This is a genomic window from Acinetobacter sp. ANC_7588 (assembly GCF_056783995.1).
The window spans coordinates 103,227-129,276 of sequence record NZ_JBWYIU010000011.1 but is presented as its reverse complement, the minus strand read 5'-3'; the positions used below and the strand labels follow the sequence as shown (position 1 = coordinate 129,276).

The following is a 26,050-nucleotide window of genomic DNA, read 5'->3' as shown; positions in this document are numbered from 1 at the left end:
AATTTCTACCAATTATTAATGATAATATATATCGATCAATCAACCAGTAAAAATCCACACAAGTTGTTCTTCATAATCTCTTAATGATCTTTCTAACATCTCGTCAATGCTAGAAGCTGGACTCGAAACACTTAACAACTCAGCAACCTGCTTCGTTCGTCTCCGTGTATCTCGTCGGTATGGGGTGCATTCTATAGATTTTTTCCTCCCTTGCAACCCCTTATTTTAACAAAAACACATGCATGTTTATTTTTTAAGCAAATTTACGTTTTTTACACTAAAAAATAGACAAAAACGATTAATTAAATTAAAAAACCCTAATTAAATTGGGAATTTTCAGATCAAAAAGCTCTAAATCTTATTCTATGTATTTTTGAGTACTATAATATGAAGTAGGTAATTTTCGAATTGTTTTTATTTCGTGATCACCATCTATCGAATTTAAGTAATTTAAGAATGCTTCTGCATAGTCTAGTCCAACTTCTATTCGACGATCACCTGTAATTTTTTTTAATGTATGATAGTAATCAGCACCATCAGCTAAAAAATTGATAGTTACAATTTTATATAACTGATTTAAATCTAATGGCACAAGCTGGTCAGACCCATTTCTGACTTGAATATTTGTAATACGCTTTCCAATAGGCTGCGTTATATCAACTTGCCAAGCTAATCCAGCCGTATACGGATAACTTCCAGTATTTTTTTGTTCAATCACGCCTGAAATGGCATCTTCAAGCGTATCTTTAATTTCTTGACCAGTCATATTCAATTGAACAAGCGTATTTTTGAAAGGTAAGACTTGGTAGATATCTGCTACAGTGATATTTCCTTTCGCCAAATCAACTCTTACTCCACCTGCATTTTGAAATGAAATATCAGCATTAAAATATTCTTTGCCTTGTTTAAGAAATGCTTCGGCAACCATTTGTTGAATATCACCACCATGGGCATCGACATGCGCATTCAAATTACACACATCACCTAAAGATGATCGTGAGCGATCAAATTGAGTTCCCGGCACACGTCTTGAACATAAATTATCAACTGCCTGCCCAACAACTTTGGCTGCAAATAATTTTTTAGATTGCTTATAGGGCTCTAAGACACTCAAAATACTTTGATCTTCTTTAACAATAGAAAAAGGTGCTTGTTCTTTTTCGAATTGATGTTCTATATATTTTTTTTCTTGATCACTGACTCTTTCATTATTTTGCTTACGTTTAAAATCATCGCCAATTAATACATGCGGTGTGCCCACACAACTTTTAACCGCACCATCTGCATCAAATTTTACGTTAAGCTCACCAACCACATAACTGTATTGCCATGCTTGAGCAACACAAACAGTTTCGCCATTTTTATTTTTCAGTTGTAATGGGTAGGCAGCGACAGGAGACATACCATACTTTTCTAATATATGAGGTCCAAACAATGTGTGGGAGTCGCCTCCAATAATCACATCCACATCCGTAAGTTCTTGTGCTAATTTTTGATCTAGTTCATAGCCTACATGTGTTTGTAAAATAATTTTTTTAATTCCCTGTTTTTTGAGTTGATTAATCTCATTTTGAGCTACTGTAATCTCATCTTGGAATAATGTGTCTTGATTTGGTTGAGAGGAGTTTTTAGTTTTTGATGCAATGGTGAGCCCCACAACCCCATATTTTTCCCCATCCCGCTCAAGAACAATAGATTTTTGAATCCGATCTGTCTGATATAAAGGTGAACTCACCCCAAATTCAACATTTGCAGAAAGAATCTCTGTTCGCTCTTTACAGTGTCCTTCGTCTAAAAAACCAATAAAATCTTTTAAGCCTTGATCTTTTGCATCAAATTCATGATTTCCCAAGGTGAAAGTATCAAAACACACTGTATTCATCATTTCAGCATCAGCTTTTCCATTTGAGAGGTTGTAATACAAATCCCCTGTTATCGCATCACCAGCATGAATTTTCACTACATTCTGATGATTTTCTGCCATTAGATTCATAAATGTTGCTACACGAGAAAATCCACCACGGGAAACGACTAGTTGTTCTTCACCATGACCTAAATCGAAATTAAAGCTAAGCTCTTCACCATCTAAATGGGAGTGATGGTCATTAATATGAAGAATTTTCAACTCTGAGGGTTGTGTAATATTAGGATTAGATTTTTGGTCATCTCCACCACAACTACTTAGCAATAACGATGTCGTTAATAGAAGACCTGTTATTTTTATCTTGTTCTTCATTTGAATACTCCTTTTTTTAAACCAAGAGTATTCAACGAAGATATGACATTATGATGGTGGATTTATGACACTTTATCGAAATGACTAATTTTATATTTTTCTGCAAATCGCTCAGCTAATGCCGTAATGGTCAAACTCGGATTAACACCAACATTCACAGGAATCGCACTCCCATCAACCACATATAAGCCTTGATAGCCAAAAACCTGATGATTAGAGTCAATCACACCTTTAGAGGAATCCTCAGCCATAACTGCACCACCCAATATATGCGCTGTAACAGATAAGTGCCCCATACTTTCCAATATATTATTCTGTGCTTGACCACCACTTACTTCAGCAAATTTTTCTGCAGCTTCATTTGCTAACGGTATAAAAGACGGCGCTCTTTCTCCAACTGAAACCTGCGTTTTCAAAAAACGCCTAAAACCTCTGAGTGCAGTACGTCCATATACAAATCGTATTTGATTGTCTGCCTGTTGCATGACGGTTAATACAGTGACACGTTTATGCCAGTTTTTAGAACGCCATGATCGAGTTGAAACAAAGGGGTGCAGAAAAAAATGCTTTAAAACATGGAGTGCACGTTTTACAGGTTGATCGCCATTGACCAGTGGTCCCATATAAAACTTCATAAACTCATAACTTGCTGGAAATCGATTCTGAGTAATATGTGTTTTGTCATCTGCATGAAAATGACTGGAAATGGTCGTCCCTCTCGTTAAATCTATTGTTTTATCATTATTAGAGATTGCAACAATCGCCTCACTATTGGTTCGAATATGTTCACCTAACTGACCAGAAATATTCGGTAAGGTTTTATACACATCTCTTGAAGCAAACAAAATTTCAACAGTTCCTATAACACCTGCGGATAAAATGACCTGTTTCGCAGAGTAATCTTGTTTTTCTTTGGAGTTAAATGACTGATATGCATGAATGATATATTTTCCATCAACATGTGAAAGATGAGTTACTTTGGTTTCTGGAAGAATCTCAACTCCATTGTTTTCTGCAAGATATAAATAGTTTTTATCCAAACTATTCTTCGCACCCTGCGCACACCCCGTTATACAATTTCCGCACTGATTACAGCCTATTCGTTCGGGACCTTGACCATTCAAAAGTGGATCACTCACCCATTGATGAGGATCACCAAAGTAAATTCCCTGTGGTACAGTGTCAAAACTATCTCCAGAACCCATTTTTTCTGCTGTTTGTTTTAACCACTCATCTTGCTGATCTTTATATGGATTTGAACTTACACCTAGCATGGACTGAGCCATCTGATAGTGCGGTTGTAATTCCCTCTCCCAGTCTTCTGACAAATGACTCCAAATTGGATCACGATAAAACTTTTGACCTGGTTTTAACAACACAGCAGCATAAACAACACTGCCACCACCAACGGCAACCCCTCGAACCACACCCATATGTTGGAATACGTCTTGTGCAAGAAAACCCTTCATCCCTAACGTCGGTGCCCAATTTAAGTATTTAGAACTCCGACTTGCTCGATGTAAATCATCTTCAGTGAGCCTTCTTCCCTGCTCTAGCACAGCTACTTTTAATCCAAGCTCAGACAATCTTAGCGCAGCTACACTTCCACCAAAGCCTGAACCTACAATAATGACATCATATTCAAATTTTGATTTCATACATCACGACTTAGAATAAATGGAAATGAAAAATGCTTTAAAAAAGGAAGATTAATGATAGTCATACATAACATCGTATGTTCATCAAGCTGTCTTAACTCATCAACCACCCAACGCCATGGAATTGGTGCTGTCTTGCCATAATACAAGGCGATCGTTTGTTTTCCATCAATCAAAGACGCCTCTTCTAGACACTCCATTTGAAGCTTTTCACTTCTCTGCCCGCGATTGAGTAAAATATTAGTGACTAAATTTTGATTGATGAATTTTTTCCCAAACCATCCCCCCAATCCACTTAAAAATAAACTCGGTGCTGCAGACACTCTTAACCACCAAGGACCAATAAACTGAGCCTTATATTCTCCTTGTCTCATGGCAAGTGGCGCGGATGAAAGTTGTTGATAGGTTGCCTTAATCGAGGACAACGAAGCAGTGATTAAATGCTCCTTACGGATCATGAATTTCTCCCTCAATGATTTTTGTTTTATTCAGCATGTCCTATGCTTCTTTATGAAATATATCAATCGTTTAAATTTTATTCCACATACATCCTTTGATCGATTGCATAAAAAAAGCCGAATGTATGTCACATCCGGCTTTTAACTCAAATTAATTTCACTTTATTTCTTTAAAAATCCTGATACAAGATTCAACACATTTTGTATATCTGAATTCGCTTCTTGTGGATCGGTCTTATTTGCTTGAGGTGTAAGCGAATCAATAATTTGTGGTAAGACTGAAGAAATCGCACTGTATACATCCTGTTTAGGAACTTGCGCTTCTTGTGCAACTTGCTCGACATCTTGCTGATCAAATAAATTTTGAACTTGTTGCGTACTGACATTGGCATTTTCACCAGGACCAGTTGACACCCAATCATCCACTTGACTCGTCAGACCTTGACCTTTCAGTTGATCAAGTGCACCTTGCAAACCGCCATTTTTTTGAATCCAATTGAGAATTAAAGGAACTACTGCGATTAATAAGGTTTGAGCGTTTAGACCTGATGATTTGCCTACACCACCAGATTGACTACCCGATAAACCACCAAGTACAGATCCTAAAATCCCTCCCAATCCACCTTGTTGTTGGTTTTGATTGGTCTGATTATATTGTGCCGTTAAACTTCCGAGTACCGAACCAAGTACACCACCCAATCCCGATTGATTAGATTGTTGATTACCGCCTAAAGCCTGTTTCGCTAAAATTTCAACGATATTACTTAAATTTGTCATCAAGACACCTTTGCATTCTTATTTTCATGAATCAGCATATCGTTAAAAACATGGCTTTGTACATTGAAATTGTTGTGTTTTGATAAACTCAAAGTTTGCCATTACCATCGAAACTTATTCCAATTTTCTGGATTAGCCCAAAACTTAGAATTAAACCAATCTGGCACATGCTTATAATTCAAAATATTGAATTGCCATAAGGCGAAATCTTGTTCTGTATTTTTTTGCTCAATGAGCTGCGTGAATCCCAGACTTCTTAATAATTGTTCATCTGCAATATGACTCAACACGACGATTCTTTTTGCCATTAAATCACGCAGTTTTACCAGCATTTGTGATTTATGATGGGTTGATAGTGTATCCATCTGTTCATTTTTTAAAATCACAACACCTAGATCATAGCGTTGCTGAAAAGGAAGCATTAAAAATTCAGTTACGTTAAAATGATTCCATTGGATTGTTTGAGCATAGTCTTGGCTGAGATCCTGACCAAGACATACGGCAGTTTGAATTGGCTGTTCTTTAGATAAATCGTCTAGCATTGACGTGATGACATTTTTCTCAGCCATGAGCTGCACCTTATTTGAGTGAGATTAAAGCATGGAATTACAGGGCATTTGTCATAAAATGCACGCTGGTTTAACCAACCTAAGTGTAACTGAACAACAAACACAACAGGCAAATGTTGAATATAAATTTATTTTAGATCGTTCAGAAATCAATCTCCCGTTCAACTTAGGTCAAGAAATTGAAATTGAATGGACCGGCAAAATTTACTGTGTTTCCTGTGGGAATAAAACACCAAAATCATACTCCCAAGGTCACTGCTTTAAATGCATGAAAACGAAAGCAGCCTGTGATATGTGTATTATGAAGCCAGAAACATGCCATTACCATTTAGGGACTTGTCGTGAAGAAAGCTTTGCTCAAGAAGTATGCTTTCAACCCCATATTGTCTATCTTGCCAATTCAAGTGCATTAAAGGTTGGCATTACCCGTTTAGGTCAAATGCCAACACGTTGGCTAGATCAAGGGGCTACCCAAGCTTTACCTATTATGAAAGTGGGCTCTCGTCGGTTATCAGGACAACTTGAAGTCATGTTTGGTACGCAAGTCGCTGATAAAACAGACTGGAGAAAATTGCTGAAAGGTGAAGCGGAAAAGGTAAATTTGTTAGAGATCAGAGATGAATTGCTCACGGAGTTTGAACCTCAAATTGAAACCATTCGAGATGAGTTCAGCATGAGCCTAGATTTCAATGAAAATGTAGAAATTTTAGAAAACGAACTTCCTCGTGAATTCATTTATCCTGTCGATCAATATCCTGAAAAAATTAAATCGCATAACTTAGACAAAACGCCAGTCATACGTGGAAAACTGCACGGTATCAAAGGACAATATCTGATTATGGACACAGGTGTAATCAATATACGCAAATATACGGGTTATGAATTAAAAATTCGTGCTGATTCATAATGCTAAATCAATAAGGCCTCAATATGAGGCTTTTTTTAAAGGATAGATAGAATTGCGTGCACTGGATCTTCATTTTGATCCGACAATAGTTGCTTGTGCATCGTCAACAATTGCATAGATTGTATTTTTGAGTTTTCGATATTCATCAACAACTCAATCTCATGTGCTAAGTTTTCTGGAGTTGCATCATTCTGGATTAACTCCTGAATTACTTTTTTACCTGCAATAATATTAGGTAAAGAATAATAAGGAATTTTCACTAAAAGTTTCGCAATCCAGTAGGTCAAACTATTTAATTTATAAAAAGTCACCATGGGACGATGCAATAACATCGCCTCAAGTGTTGCAGTACCCGATGCCAACGCCACAATATCACTGGCATCCATGACCATCCGACCTATTTTAGATTCCGCATCAATATTTTCCATTAACTTGATATTATCTCTGAGCCTATCTGGGTAACCTATTAAGATCTGCTCAATTTGTTGTTTACGAGCCTCATTGATGGCTGGAATTAAAAATTGATACTCAGGATATTTTTGATGGACAATCTTCGCTGCATCTAATACAAGCGGCCCTAACTTATCAACTTCACCACGACGACTTCCAGGCAGTAATGCGATATGTTTTTGTGCAGGATTTAAACCAAGCGCCTGCTTTGCATCGAGTATAGGATTTTCCAGCGGTAATTGATTAGCGAGAGGATGTCCAACAAATACCGCTGGCACATTAAATCGATCATAAAAAGTTTTTTCGAATGGGAATAGGCAAAGCACCAAGTCAATTGAGGCTTTGATACCATGAACACGACCTTGACGCCATGCCCAAACCGAAGGACTCACATATTGAACAGTCTTAATTGGCAACGATTTTTGCTTTATTTTTTTTGCTAAGCGTAAGTTAAAATCTGGTGCGTCAATCCCTATAAAAATATCAACAGGTTGTTTAGTCCATTGATCAACCAAGCCATCTCGAACCGCAAAAAGTTTTTTAATATCTTTTAATACTTCAACAATTCCCATCACCGATAGAATATCCATCGCATAATAGCTTTTAAAACCTTCTGCAATCATTTGAGGACCGCCAATTCCTTCAAATTCAGCATCAATTCCCTGCTCTCGAAAACGACGTATTAATTTGGCGCCTAAGGTATCACCTGAAACTTCACCAACCACAATGCCAATTCTAAGTTTTCGATTTTGCAAATGAATATCCTCTTTCATGCTCTACAAGTATCTTAACATAAGCATCTCATAACAGATTGAGTTCTTGAAATATCTTAACTTAGTAATGCTTTATCTTATTTTTGAATAAGTAAATGAATAATCAAGACAACAGCTTATATTCAAAAATCATAAGATATGCCGGTTTTCTGATAAGTAGCACAAACGATGTACGGTTCTATTGAATATATTTTAGCAGGTGTTTTAGTTGGTTTCTGTGTAGGGGTCACTGGCGTGGGTGGTGGCTCACTTATGACCCCTATCTTGATTGGTTTATTTAAAATTGAACCACATATTGCGATTGGTACAGATCTACTTTATGCCGCGATTTCTAAGTTTTTCGGCTCTTTTGTACATGCAAAAAAACTTAATATTGTTTGGCCTATCGTCATTTGGCTCGCGATCGGAAGTATTCCAGCCTCTTTAGCCACAACTTGGGTTTTAGACAACTATTTGAGTCAATCCACACATTACAAAGCCATTCTCACGATGGTCTTAGGCTTTATGCTGACCATTACTGGTATTTCAATTGTATTCCGTACACAGGTAGAAAAATTCTTCAAAAAATTTTCCAAAGAAGTTACTGAACAGGAAGTTGAATTAACTCGAGAAAAATTAAAGCAGAAGCGTTTATATATAGCTTTAATGGGTATTGTACTGGGTATTTTTGTGACCTTATCTTCAGTTGGCGCGGGTGCATTCGGCATTATGGCGCTGATCATCATGTTCCCTAATTTACCTATGATTAGAATTATTGGTTCTGACGTTGTACATGCAGTTTTACTGACGCTCGTGGCAGGTATGGGGCATATGAATTCAGGTAATGTGGATTTCAATTTATTAATGTGGCTTTTAGTCGGATCGATTCCTGCAATCATCGTTGGTACGCTGGTGAGCTCCCATTTACCTGAAAAAATTATTCGCAAGGTACTGGGCATCACCTTATTTGCCATTGGTGTTAACTTCATGCTTAATCCAGTCAAAGCGAAACCTGTGACCGCACCTGAGGCAGTTATTGAAACCTCAACTCAAGCCCAGTCTTAATTAATATCATGTTCAAACTGTAACCTCAGTGAAGCTGTATAATTCACTGAGGTGAAATTAAATGATTTATTCAATTTAATAATTTTCAAAAATTAAATCATTCTATACAATACAAGTAGAAACTCTGATTAATACCAAAAAGACAATTTCATTACTTTTTTTTATTAAATCCATTCAACTTTTTGATAACAAATGATCTACTGAATCATGCTATATTCAATAGATTGAACATTTTCTTGTAAAAACGAACCAGTGACGGCAATGAATACTTTACAGTCAAATTCTATCACCCAAAACGACATTGATGACGTGAATGTACAAAGCATTCAGCCTCTTGTTACTCCTGCTGAATTAAAAACAGAATTACCGTTAACTGATAATGCATACCAAACAGTCCTAAAAGGTCGTGAAACTGTACGTAATATCTTAGATGGCAACGACAAACGTTTATTCGTAGTCATTGGACCGTGCTCTATTCACGATCCTGCAGCAGCTCATGATTATGCTGATCGTTTAAAAGTCTTAAGCGAAAAAGTGAAAGACACGCTTTATATCATCATGCGTGTGTATTTCGAGAAGCCTCGTACAACAGTGGGTTGGAAGGGCTTAATTAATGACCCTGACATGAATGACTCTTTCAACATTGAAAAAGGTTTACGTTTAGGCCGTAAATTATTGCTTGAACTCAATGAGAAAGGTCTGCCATGCGCAACTGAAGCGCTTGATCCAAACTCTCCACAGTACTACCAAGACTTAATTTCTTGGTCAGCAATCGGTGCACGTACAACAGAGAGCCAAACACACCGAGAGATGTCTTCAGGTTTATCATCTCCAGTTGGCTTTAAAAATGGTACGGATGGCGGTCTCACTGTTGCGACCAATGCGATGCAATCTGTAAAACATGGTCATAGTTTCCTTGGCTTAAATGACCAAGGTCAAGTTTCGGTCATTCGTACTAAAGGCAACCAATATGCCCATGTCGTGTTACGTGGTGGTAATGGCAAACCGAATTATGATGCTGGCTCTGTAGCAGAAGCTGAAAATGCATTGGCGAAAGCAAAAGTAAGTAACAAGATCATGATTGATGCGAGTCATGCCAATTCTAATAAAGACCCATACCTTCAGCCATTGGTCCTAAAAAATATCACTGAACAAATTTTAGATGGCAATAAATCGATCGTAGGTATTATGGTTGAAAGTCATTTAAAAGGTGGCCGCCAAGATATTCCTGCAAATCTTTGCGATTTAGAGTATGGTAAGTCTGTTACAGATGGATGCATCGATTGGGAAACAACTGAAAAAGTTTTGTTGGAAATGGATGCAGCTTTGAAAGACGTTCTACCACAACGTTAATCAGATAAAACGCCATCACACGATGGCGTTTTTTATAAGGTTTAATCATGGATCAACTCGAAAAAGAACTTAGCTCAATCCCCCATTTTCAATTTGTTCATGAGCATTTGTTTAGCTCAGGTCAGCCAAACGAAGAACAACTTAAATCGATTAAAGCTTATGGTATCGATACCATCATTAATCTCGCTTTTAATGATGCTACACCGAACTTAAATCATGAGGATCGCTTAAGTGCTGAAATTGGTCTTAACTACATCCAAGTCCCTATTGATCCAGAATTTCCACATGACGATCAATGTTTATTTGTGCTCGATCTGATCGACCATCTCGTTAAAGAGAAAATGGTCTGGATACATTGCACCAAAAATCATCAATGTAGTTCATTAATCTATCTGTACCGACTACATTATATGAATATGGATTTATCTACAGCACATGAGCTATTACACCAAGTATGGGAACCCAACAACACTTGGACTGGGTTAATGCACGCAGTCGGCTTACAGTTGCAAGGACGTAAAGCCACTCAAGAACTGCAAGCCTCTTTGATGAAAGCGCAAAACTTTGAATGATCAAAATTGCTCATTGATGACTAATTAATACGGTCGCTGTAGACAGGATTCCTTCCTGACGACCAGTAAACCCTAATTTTTCAGTGGTAGTGGCTTTAATACTAATCTGATTGATATCCACATCAAGTACATCTGCAATACTTTGACGCATATCTAAATTATGTTTCGCTAATTTTGGACGCTCACAAGCCACTGTAATATCCGCGTTATTCAGTTGATAACCACGATCCAATATCAACTGATAAACATGCTTTAATAAAACCTTACTGTCCGCGCCTTTGAACTGTTCATCAGTATCTGGAAAGTGCTGTCCAATATCACCGAGCGCTAAAGCACCCAACAATGCATCACAAAGTGCATGTAAAACTACATCTCCATCAGAGTGTGCTTTCAAACCATGTGTATGCGGAATACGAATACCAGCCAATGTGACATAATCGCCTTCCTCAAAAGCATGAACATCAATACCTTGACCTATACGAATAGCTAAGCTCACATTGAACTCCTTTACACAGTTTTTGAAAATGAAATCTTGTATTCTTTGATTCTTGTTCGCTATAGTAGATGCGCAAACATTTGAAAGTATAAGCGATGATGTTGTCAAAAAGCGTATCAAGTTGGATGAAACCTTTAATTTCTATCTTTTTCATTGGATTAAGCAGTGTTTCTGTCGCACAGGCACAACTTATTCAATGCGATAAGCCTCAATCAAGTTTTAAAAATTCCATGATTTGTGCTGTTGATTTTTCATCTTTGAGAGATGAATTGAATGAACGCTTTTTAACATCCTACTTAGTTACCGATGCACCAACTCGATTAATTCAAGATACACAACAGCTTTGGCTGAATCGACTGCAGCAGTGTAAAAATAAAAATTGTGTGTCATTACAAATCAATCAACGCATTGATGATTTAAACTTTTACATGTCAATGAATCAAACGCTTACTCAGCATTACATCAAGTTTGAACAAGGTAAAATTGCAGCGCAACCTGTACACCTTAAGATTCATCAATTAAGCAAGGATCGCGTCAAAATTGAAGGTATTGCTTATCGTAGCCCTAACAATCGCCTAGAAACCCAGACCATCCCATTATTGGCTTATACAACCACTCAAAACAAACACGAAATTATTGATAATGAGCATGATTGTCAGTACAAACTCAAATATCAAAAATCATTACTGATTGTCTCAACTGAGCAAACAGGCTGTGAGCGCTTTAGTGGAATCTATCGACTATATGATTAAACAGAGTGTATGCAAGTTCACAGTTAAATTGCGAATGCTAAACACAACACTCCTGTGATCGCTAACAGAATCCCCAAGCTATTTTTTAACGTTATTTTTTCTTTAAAAACTAATATACCTGCGATCACACCTAACACTACTACCAAAATATTCATGCCAGCGAATACGATTGCGGGTGAATCCTTTAACAACATATGTGCTTTCACATAAAGTGCAATATTGGCAAAATTCAATACACCTAAACTTAGTCCAGCAAGAAAATTTTGCAATGACCATGATGTTTGACGCAGGGACAAATATCCCATGGAAATAATGAAAGCAAACACAAACATCAAGTTTAAACTGACTGCAAATTTTAACCCTAAACTTGTACTGTATTTTAACAGAACATCTACGAGTGCATAGCCAAGCCAAACTGCGAGCAAATACATTCCTGCTTTTTTTGTTTGCAATGTTGGTGTCGATGTTTTAGAAAAAATGATCAAAACAATTGCACTCAAACCCAATGCAATACCAATCAATTTCAGGGTGCTAAATTTTTCTTGGAAAAGAAAATAGGCTGCCAACAATGAAAGAACAACGGATAATCTTTGCGCGATTTCAGTTCTGATAATTCCAGCTTGATCAAGTGATTTGGAAAGCAGCAAGAATATTGAGGGTAAAGCTATTCCCAACAACCCAATAAGCCACCAAGGTGTGGAGGTTAATGATATTTGGTAGAGATCTGGCTCAAACCAAAAAAAACAGAGTATCGTGGCGATGGCATAATTCCACGCAATCATTTGCATGACATCAAATCCACGAGACTTACTAAACTTCAATAAAATCGATACTAGTACACTGCATAAAGCTGCTGAAAAAATCAGTTCCATAATTTGCTCTTGTTTTTTATTCAAGAAAAAGCCCACAATCACTGTGGGCTTTTTAAAATTATAAATAATTTTATTAATTATTTATAACGATCTACCATTTTCTCTAAAGAAATTGGGCGAATCTTGTCAGCATGACCTGCTGTACCAAATGCAGTATAACGATCTACACAGATTTGCTTCATTGCTTCAACAGTTTGAGCAAAGAATTTTCGTGGATCAAATTCACTTGGTTTTTCAGCCATCATACGACGCATAGCACCTGTTGAAGCTAAACGTAAGTCAGTGTCGATATTGATTTTACGTACACCGTGTTTAATTGCTTCAACCAACTGCTCAACAGGAACACCGTAAGTTTCTTTGATGTCACCACCGTATTGGTTAATAATCGCTAACCATTCTTGTGGAACTGAACTTGAACCATGCATTACAAGATGAGTATTTGGAAGTGCAGCGTGGATCTCTTTAATACGATCAATCGCTAAAATATCACCTGTAGGTGGACGCGTAAATTTATAAGCGCCGTGTGAAGTACCAACCGCAATTGCTAACGCATCAACGTTAGTATCAGCGACAAATTGAGTCGCTTCCTCAACCGAAGTAAGGAGTTGTGAATGATCTAGAACGCCTTCAGCGCCAACACCATCCTCTTCACCAGCCAAACCAGTTTCAAGGCTACCTAGGCAACCAATCTCACCTTCTACAGATACACCACACGCATGTGCCATTTGAACAACACGACGAGTTACATCTACGTTGTAATCATAAGTTGTTGGTGTTTTACCATCTGCACCTAATGAACCATCCATCATTACTGATGAAAAGCCCAATTGGATTGAACGTTGGCAAACGTCAGGATCAGTACCATGGTCTTGGTGCATCACAACTGGAATGTGTGGCCATTCTTCGATTGCAGCCAAAATAAGATGGCGTAAGAATGGAGCACCAGCATATTTACGAGCACCAGCAGATGCTTGAACAATAACAGGTGAATTTGTTTCATCTGCGGCTAACATAATCGCGCGCATTTGTTCTAAGTTGTTTACGTTAAACGCTGGTACGCCGTAACTATGTTCTGCGGCGTGATCCAAGAGCTGGCGCATTGAAATAAGAGCCATAATTTCCTCCCAGGTAATGCTCCATATTCTAACCTGACCTGTGTTTCAATTCAGCAACAATTGACAGTATTTCATAAAAAATCCCTGCAATTGCAGGGAGATTTTCAATTTAATACTTATTGAAGTAGAAAATCACTCCGCCGTTGCTTGATCAGCAGGTGCATTTGCAACTTCTTCAGGAACATCAGTATTATTTTCATCTTGTAATGGCTGATCAATAGCATCGATAGCCGCTTGTTGTTCAGCACTAATATCTGATGCTTCAACAGCAACTTCTGATGTTGATGTTTGATCTGCAGCTGGTGCACTTTCTTGTTTAGAACAAGCCGTCATTGCAAGAGTAGCAGCCAATAGTGCAATTACGCCTAATTGTAATTTCATGATGTTATTCCGCATGATAAATCAGATTATGATCATAATATTTCAAAATTATTTCATTTTCATGACGAAAATTAGTCATAAAAAAAAGACCTTCTTAGAAGGTCTTTTTTCTTAAATCCAATTAAGCGCGTTCAAGTAGAACAGCGACTGCTGGTAATGTCTTACCTTCTACAAATTCAAGGAAAGCACCACCACCCGTTGAGATATAACCAATTTTGTCAGCCACTGCATACTTATCAATCGCAGCTAAAGTATCACCACCACCTGCGATAGAGAAACCGTCAGATTCTGCAATCGCTAAAGATAGCGCTTTCGTGCCTTCACCAAATTGATCAACCTCAAATACGCCTACTGGACCATTCCAAAGAATTGTTTTTGAAGTTTTTAAAATTTCAGCAAATGCTTGAGCTGTTTCTGGACCAACATCAAGAATCATGTCATTGTCAGCAACATCTTCAACTTTTTTCACTACGGCTTTTGCTGCCGCTAATGAGCCAAGGAAGTCATCAAAGTTAATTTCTGATGCGTCAGCAACAACAACATCTGTTGGCAATGGAACCGATACTTTCGCAGCAATTGCTTTAGCTGTATCGATTAAGTCATTTTCACAAAGTGATTTACCAACGTTATAGCCCGCAGCTGCTAAGAATGTATTCGCTATACCACCACCGACAATGAGCTGATCACAAATATCTGATAACGATGTTAAAACATCAAGTTTAGTCGATACTTTTGAACCCGCTACGATAGCAACCATTGGTTTCTCAGGCGTCTGAAGCGCACGACCAAGTGCATCTAATTCAGCGGCAAGTAATGGACCTGCTGCTGCAACTTTAGCAAGACGAGCCACACCTTCTGTCGATGCTTCTGCACGATGTGCAGTACCAAATGCATCCATCACAAACACATCACATAGTGCTGCATATTTTGCTGCCAACTCTGGATTATTTTTCTTTTCGCCTGTGTTAAAGCGACAGTTTTCAAGTAACACAACTTGGCCTGGTGCAACTTCAACACCATCCAAATATTCAGTGAGTAATTTAACTTCTTGACCCAATGCTTCAGTTAAGTAGGCAGCAACAGGTGCAAGTGATTGTTCAGCTTTAGGCTCACCTTCAACTGGACGACCAAGGTGAGAATAAACCATTACTGCTGCGCCTTTTCCAAGAGCGGCTTTAATTGTTGGTAATGCAGCGCGTAAACGTGCATCACTCGTAATCACACCATTTTTAACAGGAACGTTTAAGTCTTCACGGATCAGAACACGTTTACCTGCTAAATCGAGGTCAGTCATACGCTGAAAGTTCATGTATAGCTCACTTTATAGATATCAAAACCGCATAGATTCTAAATGATTATGCTAAAAAAGGTGAGTAAAATTTCAGAAAAGCTGTAGAAATCTTTAGATTTGATTATGATAGATGGAGTCGAACCACAAAGTGTTACTATGTCTATCCATCCAGATCCAAGTATTAATCGTTTAAATGTTTTCGGCGAACCGCTCGCCAGTTGTTGTTTTGATCCTATCACAGGATATTTCAGAAATGGTTTTTGCCACACTGCGCCGTCTGATTTAGGTCAACATACAGTCTGTGCCGAAATGACGTCAGAATTCTTAAGTTTCTCGCAACGAATTGGGAATGATTTGACAACACCACTACCCGAAGTTGGTTTTCCCGGTTTAAAACCTGGTGATTTCTGGTGTATTTGTGTGACGCGCTGGGTTGAAGCTTATCAGAATGATATGGCACCGAATTTAAAACTTCAGGCCTGTCATCAGTCGGTTCTTGCTTATGTCCCGATTGATATTTTAATGGAATTCTCAGTGTAATGAATCATCATGTTGCTTCAACGTCAGCAAGAATTATTTTAGCTTCTGGCAGTCAGACACGTAAGGAATTACTTAATCGATTACATATCGATTTTGAACAAATATCACCCGATATCGATGAGACTCCGCGTGGGGAAAGCCATGCCGATGATCTTGCCTATCGACTTGCATATGAAAAAGCAAAATATTTTGCTGAGAAAGATCCAGATGCGATCGTTATTGGTTCTGATCAGGTAGCTTGGCGTGAAGGCGCACCTGATATATTTATTGGAAAACCTTTATCTCCTGAAAAAGCAATCAAACAACTTCAAGCAAATTCAGGAAAAATTGTTTATTTCAGTACAGCTTTGAGTGTTCAACACGCTTCATCTGGGTTTGAAGAAACCATTGTTGAACATTATAAGGTCAAATTTAGGCATTTGAATCTTGAAGAAATTAAGCGTTATGTCGCACTTGAACAACCTTTACAATGTGCTGGGAGTTTCAAATGCGAAAGTTTGGGCATCAGCTTATTTGAAGAAATGATCGGTCAGGATCAAACAACTTTAATGGGTATGCCGATGATCCAATTGTGTAAGATTTTACGTGAATTGAAAATTCTAGTGCCTTGATACGTTGCTTATTAATAAATAAGACCGAGTTCAATGACTCGGTTTTTTTGGAATTATTTGTTACTAGCAACTGATGAATGAAATAAATACCCTATTTTTAGCTCAAATAATTACAACTGAGCTAAATTAATTTATCTACACAAAGCTGTGGAAAATTGATCGATAAGCGATCTCAAAACATAGAAATTGTAAAAAAGTTCAAATGATCATATTTGGGTTGTTCATTTCAAGTTAAGAATATGAATTACATGAACAAGTTAAGAAACTTTGTATAACATCCATTATCTTAGTTTAAGTTATCATTGTTAAAGTTTTTTTCAATTTTGGATAATATCTTTAGGGGGATACATATGCATGATAACTACTGGAATAGATTTCTACATATAGAAAAAAACTAAAAGAATTTATTACTCACGTAGATTTTGACATTAGAAACAATGAAACTTTTTCTATAGAAATAATGAATTTGTATCTTACAATTTGTTCAGAAATTGAAGCTATTTTTAAAGCTTGTACATCTAATATTGGTAATTCATTCAACTTTAGAGATTTTCGTGAATACTATAAAGATGAAACACAACTACAAAGTCTATCTCTCTTAAAGTCTGACGTAAAAATTAAATATACACCTTTAAAATTCACTCCATTTGATAAGATAGATAGCGATGAAACAATTTTATGGTGGAATCACCATAATAAAATTAAGCATGATCGTGAGATTAATAGAAATCTCGCGAACTTAAAAAATCTATTAGACTCAGCTAGCGCACTTTTTTACTTAACTTAGTCTACAGATTTGTAGTTCAAGAAAAAATATACCTTATACCCCCTCCTGAAATTTTCGAAACAAAAGATTTCTTGGTCAGCATTCATTCTTCAGGAGATGGGCTTCTATATACATCCAAAGCTTGTATAAGTAGTTTTGGTGCTGAAAGCCCTTTTGATGATGATTAGTTTAGTTAATATTTGATTCAATAAATCTGCCTCATTTAACATAATGGCTGTTATACGATATGAAATTCCCCTCAAAGTGTAAATTAATTATTTCCTTAAAATAGCTATATTCAATTTTTTTCATATTCATTTGTATCATCCATAAGCAAGAAAACATGCGCTTTTAAAGCCGTGTCACTTGCAGAACTTGCATCGTTCAAGGGACAATAAGCCAAACTAAATTGTAGTCCTTATTATGTCCCAAACTTTAGACGTTCTCGGCGGTATTAGCGCTGAACAATTCCTTACGGAATATTGGCAAAAAAAACCTCTCCTCGTTCGTAATGCAGTTCCTGAAATTGTGGGTTTACTTGAACCCAATGATGTTAAGGAGCTTGCACTCGATGAAAACGTGACTGCGCGTTTAATCAAACAAAAAGATCGCGACCCTAACCAATGGAATGTGAAGTCATCACCACTACTCAAAGCAGACTTCCAAAAAATGCCAAAATTATGGACACTGCTCGTTCAAGCGGTCGATCACTATTCGTTTGATCTTGCTGAATTATGGAAAAAATTTCCTTTTATTCCTCAATGGCGTCGTGAAGATATTATGGTGTCTTACGCACCACAAGGTGGTTCTGTCGGCAAACACTTCGATTTTTATGATGTATTTTTAGTTCAAGGTTACGGACATCGCCGTTGGCAATTAGGGCAAATGTGTGATGAACAGACAGCACTCGTTGCAGGTCAGCCTTTAAAACTTTTGCAAGAAATGGAAGTTCATTTTGATGAAGTTTTGGCGCCGGGAGATTTACTATACGTCCCACCTGGTCTTTCTCATTATGGCGTAGCTGAAGATGAGTGTTTAACCTATTCTTTCGGGTTCCGCATGCCAAATATCTCAGACATGATGGATAGTCTTGGTGATTCTTTTTCAGAACAAGAGCAACTGAAAAAACCATTATTAGATATCACACGCTCTGTCAGCACTGCTGTCGGCGAAATTTCAGATCATGAGCTTAGCTATTTGCGCGAACAACTTTTAGCTCAACTGCAAAATCCTGAGATGCTAAATGAAGCCATCATGTGTCTCGCTTCGCAACCTGGTTATCCTAACAATATTCCAGAAAATGACGAAATTGGAACAGGTGATTTAGAAGAAGCACTTGAAGAAGGTTATTTATTAAAAATCGAACCTGCTTCACGTTTGCTTTATAGCAACTTCAATGATGAACTTAACTTTTGGGCAAATGGAGAGCGCTTATGTATCTCCGAAGAATTTAAACCTCATTTAAAACGTATCGCTGATGGTGAAATGATCGCTTTAGATGAAAGTTTATATGATCAACATATTCTTGAAGATCTCGCGGAACTCTTGAATAGTTCGATCATTATGTTGCTTCCTTCGGAAGAAAACTAAACCCATAAATATAAATTGTTAGCTTACAGCTGTAAGCTAACAATTCACTACTTGTCTGATTCCATAGAAGTTCGTATGGTAATTGCATTAAAGAACGATGGAAAATAAAAATGGCAAGTCCTGCTCAAGCAATAAGACATAAATTACTGAACACTTTTTTTTCAAGACATTCTGTATGGTTCGCATGTATTATCATCGCCCTGAGTATTACATGGCTTAGGCTATTTTACAGCCCCCATTATATTTATTATTTTCTATCCGACAGTGTCATTAATATTATTTGGCTACTGACCAGTTTACTCAGTGTGTTAGGCCTATATGATGTACTTCAAAATAAACATTCGATTTTAAAGAACTACCCGATCATGGGGCATTTTCGCTTCTTATTTGAAGATTTCAGACCCGAAATTCGTCAATATTTTATTGAATCAGACCAAGACGCTTTACCCTTTTCAAGAATGCAACGTAGCTTAGTTTATCAGCGTGCAAAGAATGAAAATGCTGATAAGCCTTTTGGTTCAATTATTGATGTATATCAAGATGACTATCGTTTCATTACTCACTCTCTTGCACCGAAACTCCCAGCTGATACCAGCACCTTCCGTATTAAAGTGGGTAATGATCAGTGCGCTCAACCTTATAGTGCATCAATCATGAATATCTCAGCAATGAGTTTTGGGAGTTTAAGTGCTAATGCAATACGCGCACTTAATCTCGGTGCCCACATGGGTCAGTTCTATCATGATACTGGCGAAGGAAGCCTAAGCCCCTACCATCTTGAAAATAATGGAGATATTGTTTGGCAAATCGCCAGTGGATATTTTGGTTGTCGAACTGAAGAAGGTCTATTTGATCCTGAAAAATTTAAAGCTCAAGCCAAACATCCCAATATCAAAATGATTGAGCTAAAACTGTCTCAAGGTGCAAAACCAGGTCACGGCGGTATTTTACCCAAACATAAGATTACAGAAGAAATTTCGAAGATTCGTGGTGTTCCTCGTGATCGCGATTGTATTTCCCCGCCAAGCCACCCTAGCTTTAATACACCGATTGAAATGATGCATTTTATTCAAAAGTTACGTGAACTATCAGGTGGTAAACCTGTTGGATTCAAATTATGTATCGGACAGCCTTGGCAATTTATGAGTATTGTCAAAGCTATGCTTGAAACCAATATTGTTCCTGATTTTATCGTCGTAGATGGATCAGAAGGTGGGACCGGTGCTGCACCGATTGAATTTAGCGATAATATCGGAACACCACTGCGTGAAGCGCTCTTGTTTGCACACAATACCTTAGTAGGTGCTGGATTAAGAGATAAAGTAAAAATTGGTGCAAGTGGTAAAATCATCAGTGCTTTTGATATTGCAAGTACCTTTGCCTTAGGTGCAGATTGGGTGAATTCAGCTCGTGGATTTATGTTTGCTGTCGGTTGTATCCAAGCTCAAAGTTGCCATACCAATCAGTGTCCAGTTGGGGTAGCAACACAAGATGCTGAGCGCCAAAAAGCAGTCCATGTACCAACGAAAGCAGAACGTGTTTATAATTTCCACAAAAATACATTGCATGCACTGGCGGAAATGATAGCAGCTGCAGGTTTAAATCATCCGAGCGAAATTAAAGCTCATCATCTCGCGCAACGTATAAATGATCGTGAAATCAAAAATTATGCTCAATTACATTTTTGGTTAGAATCAGGTCAATTATTAAACTGTAAAGATAGAGATGAAGAAAATTTCTATTTCAGAATGTGGAATTTGGCAGATGCCAGCAAATTCTAGTTTCATCAAAAAGGTGCTGAAATCAGCACCTTTATTTTAAAAGTATCCTTTGTGACTTTGAGCATGCAAGAACGCTGGGATTAGACCCGTTAATGCTGCCCGTATATCCGCACGCTCATTGATCAACTGATGGGATCCCTCCTCTAGCATAAGCAAGGTCTGGAGGCGAAACTTTCTGCGAATAAATTCGATATTATAACGCCAGTCTACGGTTTGATCTTGGGCACCTTGAGCGAGCCAAACTGGAATTCGGCATGCAGGTCGATTTTCCATTTCCAACATCCACTTTGACATTGCTAATATCCAATCCATCCCCATCATACGCGGTTGTAGTGGATCTTTTAGACGTACAAATCTTAAAAATTCAGGGTTGTGATTATTGCGCTTAAAATGCCTTGGAACTTCACGTTTGATACGGCGAATGATGCCCAAGCCTACTGGATTATGCCACCATGCTGTTTTTGCAGGTCTGACTAACGGCGACAAGAGCAATACGCGTTCTACAATTGGATTTTTACGTTGTTCAGCAAACTCCAACAAATGATGCATCCAAATTGCACCACCAGTACTCTGTCCAATACCTAGCCATGGTTTAGGCAATTGATCAGCTTGTTTTACATATTGGTGAACCGCATGGAGTACTTGCTGATAATGATCAAAGTTCTGAATGCTGGCAGCATTGCCATCACTTAACCCATGTCCAGGCAAGTCATAAGTTAAAACACTAAACCCTTGATCCAGCAATTCACCAATAATTGGTTGGTAAATCCCACTGTGTTCCAAATAGCCATGCAATAAGAATACAGTACCTTTCACCTGCTCTATGCGAGGTTGATACACCTGCACATGAAGTTTGAACAAAGGCATTTTGATATAACCCTGCCAATAATTCGCTTCAAGACGATCAAGTGCGTAAAGATGACGATAAGCTTGAATCTCTTTCGAAGGTGAATAAGGTCGATTTAAGTTTAAAGGTTCCAACCTTAATGGTGTTTGTTCTCGATTCGGAATGGGTAAATCGAGTTGTTTCAACACATTTGGATTCAGAAATGGAATATCAGACATTATGGCACCTCCCGACAACCGCTAGAGCCAAACATTACATCTCTGATCGTGGCAAGTAATTCATAATTTGCACGACGACTGTGATCGTAATTTAATTGGCTAGGACGCCATGTTGTCAGCATTGTAGGCATGGGCGCTTCAACAGGAATTGTCTTGATACCGTTCAAAGCAAAAAGACGTCGTGTACGAGTCATATGATAACGATCGGTAATCAGAATCACTGTCGGCGCTCCTCCTTTTTTTTGTAATAATAATGAACTAAAGCGTGTATTCTCACAGGTATTCATGCTGCGTTGCTCTAATAGATTCGCTTCTACCCCACGCGATGCTAACCATGCTTGCATGTACGGTGCTTCAACACCACTCAACACAATAGGTAAATCCGTTTGCTTCTCAATCTCAAGTGTTTTTTCTAGTCTAGAGCGTGTGTAATCATTAACTACGATATCAATTTTATTATCCCCTAGCGTCAACCCACCACCCAGCACAACTATCGCATAAGGTTTATCTTTCTGATTTGATAAAGTTTTATTTTCATTTTGAATCAACGCGATATCTTTATAGATTTGCGGATCTAATGTTTGAACCTCATCATCTTCTAAGGGATGATTTCTAAGGAAAAATTCATATTTTTCCATTAAAGCCAAGCGCTGATTTTTTTCTTCATTGATGGATGAATTTGTTGAATCAGTTTGGCTTATGGCAACATCACTGGCTAAATCAGGCTGATCAATTGCGAAGACAACATCCTCTTTAGTTTCGTTCTTTGTATTTATATCTGTAAGCAATTCATCTTTAATTTTTTGTTTTAATAACACATAGCGAGTTTGAATTTCAGCAAGCTGTTCAGCCCCTTGATCATTCAATTGTTCTTCAATAAGTTTGAGATAAGCTTGTCTTGCAATCCACAGCCTTGAACCAGGCTCCAAATCCTCCTTATCAGTTAACGCTGCCATTTGCTGGCTCTTGGCCGCAATTTCGTCAACTTTGATAGGGACAAATGCGTGAAGTGATTTCACAACAAGTGCTGAATAAAATGGTGTATACCAGAAAACCATGAGACAGCCCAAAAGTGCGAATATGATCGCCATCATACGCACCGTTGTCACCATCCAATGTTTTCTAGACATACTGTCCTTTTTAAACCAAATGAGATTGAATAGAACCTTTTTGATCGAACAAAACAGGCTCAGGTTCTAATAAAATACCAAACTTATTTAACACATCTTGCTGCACAGAGCGATAGGTTGCCTGCACATCTGTGAGAGATGCATCGGCGTAATTGACTAAAACTAAAGCCTGTCGATCAAACATTCCCACTTTTCCTAATTTTTTTCCTTTCCAGCCTGATTGGTCAATCAACCAACCAGCTGCAACTTTTACGGAACCATCCGCTTGAGGATAGTGTGGAATCGTGGGATGAAGCTGTAAAACTTCCTCAAATTTCGTTTTAATTAAAATCGGATTTTTAAAAAAGCTCCCTGCATTTGGATATTCTGCAGGATCTGGGAGTTTACTTTGACGAATTTTGATCACTTGTTGCTGTAAATTATATGGCGTAATGTCATCGCCCATCGCAGCTTTTAAATCTCCATAATGCATTTTGAGTTGTGGGTGTTTAAGTAATTTAAAGATGACCGCAGTAATAACAAACCGCTCAGGGTGATCTTTAAAAATACTGTGTCGATATGAAAAATGACAATCACTCGCTTGGATTTGAACGATTTCATTTTTAGTACGATCAAAAGCCTCTACAAATTCAATAAATTCACCGACTTCAACGCCATAGGCACCGATGTTCTGAACAGGTGCAGCACCCACCCACCCTGGAATCAATGCGAGATTTTGCAATCCATAAAAACCTTGCTCTGTTGTCCATAGCACGAACTCATGCCAGTGACGTCCAGCACCTACTCGAATTGTTACATTGGTATCATCTTCAGCAAGCAGGACAAGATCATCTAAATGTAATTGAACAACTAAAGCATCTAGATACTCGGGAAGCAGCATATTACTCCCCCCAGAAAGTATCATCATGTTTAATTGAGCTTGCTCAGCAAATTGAATTGCTTCTCGCAAATCTTGAAGAGATCGAACAATACAATAATGAGATGCAACAGCATTTAAATTCAACGTATTGAAAGACTGGAGTTGTATATTAGTTTGAATATCAATCATATTTTTATCTTACTCAACGTTTGACTGCTGCAACATTGGTTTTAAGTAACTAATCCATGCTTTACTGTTCGACTCACATTGATCTAAGACCAACTCAAAGCCATCATCTCCACCATAGTAAGGATCTGGTACGGGTTGATTTAAATATGAAGGATCTTTGGCACTCATGAGCTCTATTTTTGCTCGTGGTTCATGGTTTTGAAATATTTGCGCTGCTTCAACTTGCAGTTTCTGAATATTGACTAGATTTTCATGATCCATCGCCAAGATTAAATTAAATTCCTTAAAGTCTTCAATACGAATCTGTCTCGCACGTAATGAAGATAAATCATATCCTCGTTTCAATGCGTGCTTTTGACTTCTATAATCAGGCGCTTTATTTGGGTGATAATTACTGGTTCCAGCTGAATCAACTTGAATATTTAATTTTTCTAAATCCGCAAAGTGTTTCATTACCACTTCTGCTGTTGGGGAACGACAAATATTTCCTAAACATACACATAAAATTTTGTATGGCATTTTCGTCGTCATCTTCGCCTCAAAAATACATATACTTTCGCAGTGCATATGTTAAGTTATTTAAGGAGTGAATCCTATAGAACTGTAAAACAATAATCTTATTTAAAGCGCAAAAAGGATGTGTGATGAGCCAATTTCAATTTCAAACTGTCGGGAATATTATTTCTGGTTTAGGGAGTATTCAACAGCTTGGCTCAATTTTAAAACAACATCGATTTAATAAAGTTCTTCTCGTCACAGATCAAGGGATGATTGATCACCACCTCCACCAACCTCTTCTTCACATTTTCAACGCTACTGGGACTGAGTTCAGTATTTTTTCCGATGTCGTTGCAGACCCTCCAGAAGATGTCATCTTAAATGCAGTAGATGAAGCAAAACGTTTACAGATTGATGCAGTCATTGGTTTTGGCGGTGGTAGCTCCTTAGACGTTGCAAAAATTATTGCCGTACTTTCACACCCCAATCAAACCCAAACGATTTCTGAGTTATATGGCGTCAATCAAGCTCAATCGCCACGATTACCACTCATCTTAGTGCCTACAACTGCAGGTACAGGTTCAGAAGTTACACCAATCTCTATTGTCACTACAGGTAAAACAACAAAAACAGGAATTGTTTCACCCGTTCTGTATGCGGATACTGCCATTTTAGATGCAACTTTTACTCAAGGTCTTCCGGCTCACATCACTGCAGCAACAGGAATCGATGCAATGGTGCATGCAATTGAAGCCTACACCTCAAAACTAAAGAAAAATTTCTATTCTGATTTGCTCGCTAAACAAGCATTGGATTTATTGAATCAAAATTTAAAACTTGTTCTAGAGCAACCCCAAAACCTAGAAGCGCGCCAAAAAATGCTCTTAGGCTCTATGTTGGCTGGACAAGCATTTGCAAATGCTCCTGTTGGAGCTGTTCATGCGCTTGCCTATCCTTTGGGCGGGCATTATCACTTATCGCATGGTCATACCAATGCAATCGTGCTTGTTGAAACACTGAAATTCAATGCACCTCAAGCGAAGAAATACTATGCTGAACTGATGCAATGGATTGACCCATATAGCAAAGGCAATACTGATGGCTTATGTGATTTATTTATAGATCATATGGAAAGGCATGTTAGCCAGAGTGGGTTGAGCTTAAAACTCAATGAGCTAGGTGTACAAGAATCAGATTTAGAGATGTTAGCTAATGATGCGATGCAACAAACGCGCCTCTTACAAAACAATCCTAGAGCTCTAAGCTATGCTGATGCTTTAAGCATCTACCAAGCAATTTATCATTAAATGACTCGAA

Annotated in this window: 25 protein-coding genes; 10 read left to right on the top strand and 15 right to left on the bottom strand. The window is 37.9% G+C overall.

Going from position 1 to position 26,050, the window contains the following annotated elements:
• Positions 1–358 precede the first annotated feature (358 nt).
• The 5 genes from AC1M9J_RS11505 to AC1M9J_RS11485 all read right to left on the bottom strand — a co-directional run bounded on the left by AC1M9J_RS11505 (position 359) and on the right by AC1M9J_RS11485 (position 5,698).
• Positions 359–2,236 carry a 5'-nucleotidase C-terminal domain-containing protein gene (locus AC1M9J_RS11505; protein ID WP_481952345.1) on the bottom strand — a complete coding sequence of 626 codons (1,878 nt, stop codon included), beginning with the start codon at positions 2,234–2,236 and terminating at the stop codon, positions 359–361.
• A gap of 62 nt (positions 2,237–2,298) precedes the next feature.
• The gene (locus AC1M9J_RS11500) at positions 2,299–3,894 is read right to left on the bottom strand and encodes an FAD-dependent oxidoreductase (RefSeq protein ID WP_481952344.1); all 1,596 of its coding nucleotides are present in this window, start codon (positions 3,892–3,894) and stop codon (positions 2,299–2,301) included.
• Complete coding sequence (locus AC1M9J_RS11495) at positions 3,891–4,352, bottom strand: hypothetical protein (protein ID WP_481593702.1); 462 nt, start codon at positions 4,350–4,352, stop codon at positions 3,891–3,893. The genes AC1M9J_RS11500 and AC1M9J_RS11495 overlap by 4 nt, the downstream gene beginning before the upstream one ends.
• A 162-nt stretch (positions 4,353–4,514) precedes the next feature.
• Positions 4,515–5,129 (bottom strand): YidB family protein, encoded by a 615-nt coding sequence (locus tag AC1M9J_RS11490; protein WP_481952343.1) that lies wholly within the window; start codon positions 5,127–5,129, stop codon positions 4,515–4,517.
• 101 nt (positions 5,130–5,230) lie between these two features.
• Complete coding sequence (locus AC1M9J_RS11485) at positions 5,231–5,698, bottom strand: DUF6231 family protein (protein ID WP_481614220.1); 468 nt, start codon at positions 5,696–5,698, stop codon at positions 5,231–5,233.
• Positions 5,699–5,729: 31 nt separating this feature from the next.
• Here AC1M9J_RS11485 and AC1M9J_RS11480 point away from each other — a divergent pair, with 31 nt between their 5' ends.
• The gene (locus AC1M9J_RS11480; RefSeq protein ID WP_092767828.1) at positions 5,730–6,605 is read left to right on the top strand and encodes a DUF2797 domain-containing protein; all 876 of its coding nucleotides are present in this window, start codon (positions 5,730–5,732) and stop codon (positions 6,603–6,605) included.
• A 35-nt stretch (positions 6,606–6,640) separates the two neighbouring features.
• Here AC1M9J_RS11480 and lpxB read toward each other — a convergent pair whose 3' ends face one another.
• Positions 6,641–7,810: a lipid-A-disaccharide synthase gene (gene lpxB / locus AC1M9J_RS11475; protein ID WP_481597819.1), complete on the bottom strand. Its 1,170-nt coding sequence runs from the start codon at positions 7,808–7,810 to the stop codon at positions 6,641–6,643.
• Positions 7,811–7,996: 186 nt separating this feature from the next.
• Between lpxB and AC1M9J_RS11470 the strand changes: the two genes are divergently transcribed.
• The 3 genes from AC1M9J_RS11470 to AC1M9J_RS11460 all read left to right on the top strand — a co-directional run bounded on the left by AC1M9J_RS11470 (position 7,997) and on the right by AC1M9J_RS11460 (position 10,797).
• Complete coding sequence (locus AC1M9J_RS11470) at positions 7,997–8,872, top strand: sulfite exporter TauE/SafE family protein (protein WP_481952342.1); 876 nt, start codon at positions 7,997–7,999, stop codon at positions 8,870–8,872.
• Between the two features lie 261 nt (positions 8,873–9,133).
• On the top strand, positions 9,134–10,225 hold the full coding sequence (locus AC1M9J_RS11465; RefSeq protein ID WP_051586615.1) for a 3-deoxy-7-phosphoheptulonate synthase: 1,092 nt from the start codon (positions 9,134–9,136) through the stop codon (positions 10,223–10,225).
• A gap of 47 nt (positions 10,226–10,272) precedes the next feature.
• Positions 10,273–10,797, top strand: coding sequence for a protein-tyrosine phosphatase family protein (locus tag AC1M9J_RS11460; protein WP_481596357.1), 525 nt, complete (start codon positions 10,273–10,275; stop codon positions 10,795–10,797).
• A gap of 10 nt (positions 10,798–10,807) precedes the next feature.
• Here the strand turns inward: AC1M9J_RS11460 and ispF are convergent, their stop codons facing one another.
• The gene (gene ispF, locus AC1M9J_RS11455) at positions 10,808–11,293 is read right to left on the bottom strand and encodes a 2-C-methyl-D-erythritol 2,4-cyclodiphosphate synthase (protein WP_092767822.1); all 486 of its coding nucleotides are present in this window, start codon (positions 11,291–11,293) and stop codon (positions 10,808–10,810) included.
• A gap of 98 nt (positions 11,294–11,391) precedes the next feature.
• On the opposite strand from ispF, the gene AC1M9J_RS11450 reads away from it, so the two are divergent.
• On the top strand, positions 11,392–12,045 hold the full coding sequence (locus tag AC1M9J_RS11450; RefSeq protein WP_481612350.1) for an A1S_1983 family putative colistin resistance protein: 654 nt from the start codon (positions 11,392–11,394) through the stop codon (positions 12,043–12,045).
• Positions 12,046–12,068: 23 nt separating this feature from the next.
• Here AC1M9J_RS11450 and AC1M9J_RS11445 read toward each other — a convergent pair whose 3' ends face one another.
• From AC1M9J_RS11445 to AC1M9J_RS11430, 4 genes are all read right to left on the bottom strand, one after another.
• Positions 12,069–12,917 carry an EamA family transporter gene (locus AC1M9J_RS11445; RefSeq protein WP_481596359.1) on the bottom strand — a complete coding sequence of 283 codons (849 nt, stop codon included), beginning with the start codon at positions 12,915–12,917 and terminating at the stop codon, positions 12,069–12,071.
• Positions 12,918–12,994: 77 nt separating this feature from the next.
• Positions 12,995–14,032, bottom strand: coding sequence for a class II fructose-bisphosphate aldolase (fba, locus tag AC1M9J_RS11440; protein ID WP_035269168.1), 1,038 nt, complete (start codon positions 14,030–14,032; stop codon positions 12,995–12,997).
• Between the two features lie 132 nt (positions 14,033–14,164).
• Positions 14,165–14,413 (bottom strand): hypothetical protein, encoded by a 249-nt coding sequence (locus AC1M9J_RS11435; protein ID WP_035269170.1) that lies wholly within the window; start codon positions 14,411–14,413, stop codon positions 14,165–14,167.
• Between the two features lie 121 nt (positions 14,414–14,534).
• Complete coding sequence (locus tag AC1M9J_RS11430) at positions 14,535–15,722, bottom strand: phosphoglycerate kinase (RefSeq protein WP_481952341.1); 1,188 nt, start codon at positions 15,720–15,722, stop codon at positions 14,535–14,537.
• 138 nt (positions 15,723–15,860) lie between these two features.
• Here AC1M9J_RS11430 and AC1M9J_RS11425 point away from each other — a divergent pair, with 138 nt between their 5' ends.
• From AC1M9J_RS11425 to AC1M9J_RS11410, 4 genes are all read left to right on the top strand, one after another.
• Positions 15,861–16,244: a DUF2237 family protein gene (locus tag AC1M9J_RS11425; protein WP_035269188.1), complete on the top strand. Its 384-nt coding sequence runs from the start codon at positions 15,861–15,863 to the stop codon at positions 16,242–16,244.
• Positions 16,244–16,855: a Maf family protein gene (locus AC1M9J_RS11420; protein WP_481952340.1), complete on the top strand. Its 612-nt coding sequence runs from the start codon at positions 16,244–16,246 to the stop codon at positions 16,853–16,855. Before AC1M9J_RS11425 ends, AC1M9J_RS11420 begins: the two co-directional genes overlap by 1 nt.
• Before the next feature lie 1,189 nt (positions 16,856–18,044).
• A complete protein-coding gene (locus AC1M9J_RS11415; protein ID WP_481952339.1) occupies positions 18,045–19,211 on the top strand; it encodes a ribosomal protein uL16 3-hydroxylase in 1,167 nt (388 codons plus the stop codon).
• 110 nt (positions 19,212–19,321) lie between these two features.
• Complete coding sequence (locus tag AC1M9J_RS11410; protein ID WP_481952338.1) at positions 19,322–20,992, top strand: FMN-binding glutamate synthase family protein; 1,671 nt, start codon at positions 19,322–19,324, stop codon at positions 20,990–20,992.
• A gap of 36 nt (positions 20,993–21,028) precedes the next feature.
• On the opposite strand, the gene AC1M9J_RS11405 is transcribed toward AC1M9J_RS11410, so the two are convergent.
• The 4 genes from AC1M9J_RS11405 to AC1M9J_RS11390 are packed head-to-tail and all read right to left on the bottom strand — an operon-like array spanning position 21,029 to position 24,766.
• Positions 21,029–22,057: an alpha/beta hydrolase gene (locus tag AC1M9J_RS11405; protein WP_035266046.1), complete on the bottom strand. Its 1,029-nt coding sequence runs from the start codon at positions 22,055–22,057 to the stop codon at positions 21,029–21,031.
• The gene (locus AC1M9J_RS11400) at positions 22,057–23,187 is read right to left on the bottom strand and encodes a YdcF family protein (protein WP_481952337.1); all 1,131 of its coding nucleotides are present in this window, start codon (positions 23,185–23,187) and stop codon (positions 22,057–22,059) included. The genes AC1M9J_RS11405 and AC1M9J_RS11400 overlap by 1 nt, the downstream gene beginning before the upstream one ends.
• Before the next feature lie 10 nt (positions 23,188–23,197).
• Positions 23,198–24,232: a UDP-N-acetylmuramate dehydrogenase gene (gene murB, locus AC1M9J_RS11395; protein WP_481952348.1), complete on the bottom strand. Its 1,035-nt coding sequence runs from the start codon at positions 24,230–24,232 to the stop codon at positions 23,198–23,200.
• Positions 24,233–24,244: 12 nt separating this feature from the next.
• Positions 24,245–24,766 carry a low molecular weight protein-tyrosine-phosphatase gene (locus tag AC1M9J_RS11390; RefSeq protein ID WP_481952336.1) on the bottom strand — a complete coding sequence of 174 codons (522 nt, stop codon included), beginning with the start codon at positions 24,764–24,766 and terminating at the stop codon, positions 24,245–24,247.
• Between the two features lie 113 nt (positions 24,767–24,879).
• On the opposite strand from AC1M9J_RS11390, the gene AC1M9J_RS11385 reads away from it, so the two are divergent.
• Entirely contained in the window at positions 24,880–26,040 is a 1,161-nt protein-coding gene (locus AC1M9J_RS11385) for an iron-containing alcohol dehydrogenase (RefSeq protein WP_481952335.1), read from the top strand.
• Positions 26,041–26,050 lie beyond the last annotated feature (10 nt).

Excerpts from the sequence above, each read along its gene's own strand:
- AC1M9J_RS11505 (WP_481952345.1), bottom strand. The coding sequence starts at position 2,236 with ATGAAGAACAAGATAAAAATAACAGGTCTTCTATTAACGACATCGTTA.
- AC1M9J_RS11500 (WP_481952344.1), bottom strand. The coding sequence starts at position 3,894 with ATGAAATCAAAATTTGAATATGATGTCATTATTGTAGGTTCAGGCTTT.
- AC1M9J_RS11495 (WP_481593702.1), bottom strand. The coding sequence starts at position 4,352 with ATGATCCGTAAGGAGCATTTAATCACTGCTTCGTTGTCCTCGATTAAG.
- AC1M9J_RS11490 (WP_481952343.1), bottom strand. The coding sequence starts at position 5,129 with ATGACAAATTTAAGTAATATCGTTGAAATTTTAGCGAAACAGGCTTTA.
- AC1M9J_RS11485 (WP_481614220.1), bottom strand. The coding sequence starts at position 5,698 with ATGGCTGAGAAAAATGTCATCACGTCAATGCTAGACGATTTATCTAAA.
- AC1M9J_RS11480 (WP_092767828.1), top strand. The coding sequence starts at position 5,730 with ATGGAATTACAGGGCATTTGTCATAAAATGCACGCTGGTTTAACCAAC.
- AC1M9J_RS11470 (WP_481952342.1), top strand. The coding sequence starts at position 7,997 with ATGTACGGTTCTATTGAATATATTTTAGCAGGTGTTTTAGTTGGTTTC.
- AC1M9J_RS11465 (WP_051586615.1), top strand. The coding sequence starts at position 9,134 with ATGAATACTTTACAGTCAAATTCTATCACCCAAAACGACATTGATGAC.
- AC1M9J_RS11460 (WP_481596357.1), top strand. The coding sequence starts at position 10,273 with ATGGATCAACTCGAAAAAGAACTTAGCTCAATCCCCCATTTTCAATTT.
- AC1M9J_RS11450 (WP_481612350.1), top strand. The coding sequence starts at position 11,392 with ATGTTGTCAAAAAGCGTATCAAGTTGGATGAAACCTTTAATTTCTATC.
- AC1M9J_RS11445 (WP_481596359.1), bottom strand. The coding sequence starts at position 12,917 with ATGGAACTGATTTTTTCAGCAGCTTTATGCAGTGTACTAGTATCGATT.
- fba (WP_035269168.1), bottom strand. The coding sequence starts at position 14,032 with ATGGCTCTTATTTCAATGCGCCAGCTCTTGGATCACGCCGCAGAACAT.
- AC1M9J_RS11435 (WP_035269170.1), bottom strand. The coding sequence starts at position 14,413 with ATGAAATTACAATTAGGCGTAATTGCACTATTGGCTGCTACTCTTGCA.
- AC1M9J_RS11430 (WP_481952341.1), bottom strand. The coding sequence starts at position 15,722 with ATGAACTTTCAGCGTATGACTGACCTCGATTTAGCAGGTAAACGTGTT.
- AC1M9J_RS11425 (WP_035269188.1), top strand. The coding sequence starts at position 15,861 with ATGTCTATCCATCCAGATCCAAGTATTAATCGTTTAAATGTTTTCGGC.
- AC1M9J_RS11420 (WP_481952340.1), top strand. The coding sequence starts at position 16,244 with ATGAATCATCATGTTGCTTCAACGTCAGCAAGAATTATTTTAGCTTCT.
- AC1M9J_RS11415 (WP_481952339.1), top strand. The coding sequence starts at position 18,045 with ATGTCCCAAACTTTAGACGTTCTCGGCGGTATTAGCGCTGAACAATTC.
- AC1M9J_RS11410 (WP_481952338.1), top strand. The coding sequence starts at position 19,322 with ATGGCAAGTCCTGCTCAAGCAATAAGACATAAATTACTGAACACTTTT.
- AC1M9J_RS11405 (WP_035266046.1), bottom strand. The coding sequence starts at position 22,057 with ATGTCTGATATTCCATTTCTGAATCCAAATGTGTTGAAACAACTCGAT.
- AC1M9J_RS11400 (WP_481952337.1), bottom strand. The coding sequence starts at position 23,187 with ATGTCTAGAAAACATTGGATGGTGACAACGGTGCGTATGATGGCGATC.
- AC1M9J_RS11390 (WP_481952336.1), bottom strand. The coding sequence starts at position 24,766 with ATGACGACGAAAATGCCATACAAAATTTTATGTGTATGTTTAGGAAAT.
- AC1M9J_RS11385 (WP_481952335.1), top strand. The coding sequence starts at position 24,880 with ATGAGCCAATTTCAATTTCAAACTGTCGGGAATATTATTTCTGGTTTA.